At 59.6% G+C, this 3,379-nt stretch carries 2 protein-coding genes; both read right to left on the bottom strand.

Annotation, left to right across the window (positions count from 1 at the left end; genetic code table 11):
• Nucleotides 1-195 precede the first annotated feature (195 nt).
• Entirely contained in the window at nucleotides 196-564 is a 369-nt protein-coding gene (locus AC1DEY_RS22795) for a protein NO VEIN domain-containing protein (protein ID WP_476869985.1), read from the bottom strand.
• Between the two features lie 485 nt (nucleotides 565-1,049).
• Nucleotides 1,050-3,254, bottom strand: coding sequence for a 3'-5' exonuclease (locus AC1DEY_RS22790; protein ID WP_476869984.1), 2,205 nt, complete (start codon nucleotides 3,252-3,254; stop codon nucleotides 1,050-1,052).
• Between the last annotated feature and the right edge of the window lie 125 nt (nucleotides 3,255-3,379).

Here is a 3,379-nt window from a genome sequence, read left to right as displayed (position 1 = left end):
GTACGTTGTTGTGCTAATCGCAAGAAATCAAGAACGCGATGAGTGGCTCGAGGGACAGGGCTGGAATCTTTATCACTTGGATGACTTTGCCCCGAGCGACCTCGCCCAGCGGATTCGTCAAGATGTCTACTGATCCGCAGTAACTGACCCGCTGACGGTGCGGCCGGAACCTGCTGAAGGGTCCGGCCGCACAAGTTAATCGAGGAAGTACTCGTAACTCAGCGGCTTCAGGTTTTCCGGGGACGGCCGCCAGTCCGGGTGCACGCTCATGATGCCGTTTCGTGTAGAAACCGAGCCGTCCCGGTGGGGCTCCCACCCGATTTCTTCCACAATAACGAGGTCCGTTGGGCTGTAGTCATTTGCGTGGGTTACCTCGTTGCGAGTCAAGATCACCTTGCGGACAGCGCTTTGCGAGCCCTTCACTTCAATGAAGCGGACTTCGTTTCCGCGCACTGCCCTTAGGTCGTATGACTCGAAGGCCCCGACATCTTGGACCTCATAGCCAGCTGACTCATATTTGGCCATTGCCTGTCGGACGGCCTGCAATTCGATTGCCCTCTTCACAATGGGATCCGCGCAGAACCCTGCGTAGCGCTGCCTGACACCGTTGTTCCGTCGTGCTTCAAGCCCTCGAGGATCCCGAGGATGTCTTCCTCGTGGTTCGCCCGGAGCTGCCCCAGTAAATACGGCTCTCGGAGAGCCTTGTACTTGGCCAAAGCGATCGTGTTGGCTGGCTTTCCAAGCCAGGTTCCCCCATTCGGCTGAAGTTCTCCAGCAACTACCGACGCACCGTAAACCCCTGGTTTCCAGCGCATAGGGTTCTTCTTACTGACCCAATGCAGTACTACATCCCCAGTCCGGACGTCATGCATTCGATCGTGACGGGTTTCCTCCGGAGCCACTAGCTGTTTGCCGAATTCTTCTACATGCACTATTTCCATCCAGTAGCGCTGCGTCGCGTCACCGTCCCACCATCGGGACTTTCTTGCTGTCGCGCTAACCGTCATTTCTCCCCCAAATGTTTGTGAGTTGCCTTGAAAATACCGAGACTACTTTGGACCAAGCAGCTCCGACGGTTTCCCGTTCCACGTCACCACGAGCTCGTCGCGGGCGCGGGTTGCTGCCACGTACAGCAACGACCGCTCCCGCAGCAAGGCGTCCTCACGCTCAGCATCAGCCAAGCCCTGAATGGCGTGCTTCTGAGGCAGGCTGGAGTCGCTGACACCGAAGAGAATCACCTTTGCGAATTCCATGCCTTTGGCGCGGTGCATTGTCATCACCACAGGCTCCTTGCCGTCGGGGGCAGCTGCGTCAATCGATCGCACCTGGATTCCACGCTCGTTCAGGCTGCTGACCACTTGGGCCTGCTGATGCTTTGCCCGGACCAGGATTCCGATCGACGCACCCTCGGTCCCCTCCTCCTGCCAACGCCGAACGTGGTCGGCAGCGAGGTCGAGCTCGCTGTTGAGCGACTCAAGGCCCTGGCGGACCGGCTCCGGACCGCTTCGCGCTGACCGATAATCGCTGGACTTCTCCTCGCCATCCTCAATGTCGTGGAACTCCGCCCCGGAGAGCAGTTTCACGGCGAAGGCGAGGTTCTGCGCCGTCGTGCGGTAGTTCAGCGTCAGACGGCGGGAACGGCCAACAATATGAATGCCAAAGCGGGACAGCGGCACCTTCTGTCCGTACAGCCGCTGATGGGAATCCTCTGCGATGAACAGGTCGTTGGTTCCTTCGGCAACCAAGGCCCGCAGCAATAGCCAATGCCCTGCGTGAAAGTCCTGCGCCTCGTCCACAATGACGTGATCCGCCGGCCGCGGTCCCCCGACGGAGGCGCGATGGTTCAGTGCGGCGGCGGCGAGGGCCGCGATCTCCGCATAGCTGGCTTTGTCTTCCATCCGGTTCGCACGTCGATACGCCTCGATGATCCGCCACACGGCAATCCGCTTGGGCCGGTTCAAGGCGGTCCCGCGGCCGGCGCGCGAAACCTTCAGGTACTCATCCTTGGTGGTCACCCCGTTGGCCAAGACCACAGAGAGGTATTCCTGCTCCAGGAACGTGGCGTTGGCGAGTGTCGGTTCCAGGCCATGGTCCACAGATCCAGCGGCGAAGTCCCAGGCGTCCTTGTCCGTCCGCTTGGTCGTCTGCTGGTCTCCGTTGCCAAACATTATGTTGAGCGCAGCGGATCGTTCATCGACGGATGCCGCCGACCAGATCTGAAAGGCCAACGAATCGATACCGGCTACACAGACGCCCGGCTGGCCCAGCTTCGTCGACATCGCCAGGGCGGGGTCAAGTTTGGCCATATTCGTGGCCAGTGACTCTGCCAAAGTGGTTGTGTATGTCGTCAGAATGATTCGTGCCGGTGGTTTCGCGTCGGCGAGTACTTTGGCGCGGTGCAGTGCGACCACAGTCTTACCTGTACCTGCTCCACCGGACAGGCGAAACGAGCCGTTACGGCTCTTCTCGGCATACTGCCGCTGCTCCGGGTGCAGGAACGTGCGCCAAGCTTCAAAGTCACCAAACTCGATGATGTTTTTCAGTTCCTGCGGGTTCTCGCCGATGAACGCAAACTGGATCTTCGACGCCGGGTGTTCCAACGCCTCCCGGATCTTCTCATCGTCGGACTTCGTCGCATCGTCTTCGTACTTGCCGAGCCCGAGCTCTTCTTTGACGTCAGCCAGAGACTTTCCGGCTTCGAGATCGATCAGGGCAATACCCTGCCACTCGGGCGCGTTGTCCACGACTGCGGAGAATTCCTTCAGTGAACGGGCAGCGATTGCGCGCCGAGCGACCTCCGCATCGATGCCCAGGTCCTCCACCAGATATTCCGGCGTGTAGCCGGCAGCAATCAGACCGTTTACGAAGCCCGGCTCAGGATCTGGACTAACAGGCGGCGGAACCACAGTGGTGCCGCCGGGCTCACCGTCGCCGATGCCCGGCTCTGAGCCCTTAATCAGTTCCACAACACCGTTTACAGGGTTGACTTGGAGCACGCTGGATCGGGCAATCTCTATAGCCTGGTCGTGAGGCCACGCGCCGATGTAGATGTAGTGCGGTTCGCCCGCGGGGTTCAGTCGATAGAGGACGGCCCTGTAGTTCAGGTCAACGCGCCCAGTGCGGACTCGTGGGTCCTTCGGCTTGTTCATCGGTTCGATGTGCAGGCCCGGTGCCGTGTCGTCTTCCTGCAGCTTCTCCAAGAAGTTGTAGATTTTCGATTTCAGAGATCCATCGAGCTTGGACTTGCTCTTCATCCACGTTACTAACGGCATTACTTACCTTCCATCACGCTGAGCGATTTGGCCACGTCTGCGGCATCTGGTCCAACGGCGGTCCATCCCGCGTCGATTAGACCCTGAGGGTCCTCGCCGTCCAGCAG

Source organism: Arthrobacter sp. 05T47 (genome assembly GCF_056395825.1).
Note: the sequence above shows the minus strand (reverse complement) of the source record. Positions and strands in the feature narration are given on the sequence as shown.

What these genes read in the sequence shown, in the direction of transcription:
- AC1DEY_RS22790 (WP_476869984.1), bottom strand. Translation starts at nt 3,254, where the DNA reads ATGAAGAGCAAGTCCAAGCTCGATGGATCTCTGAAATCGAAAATCTAC.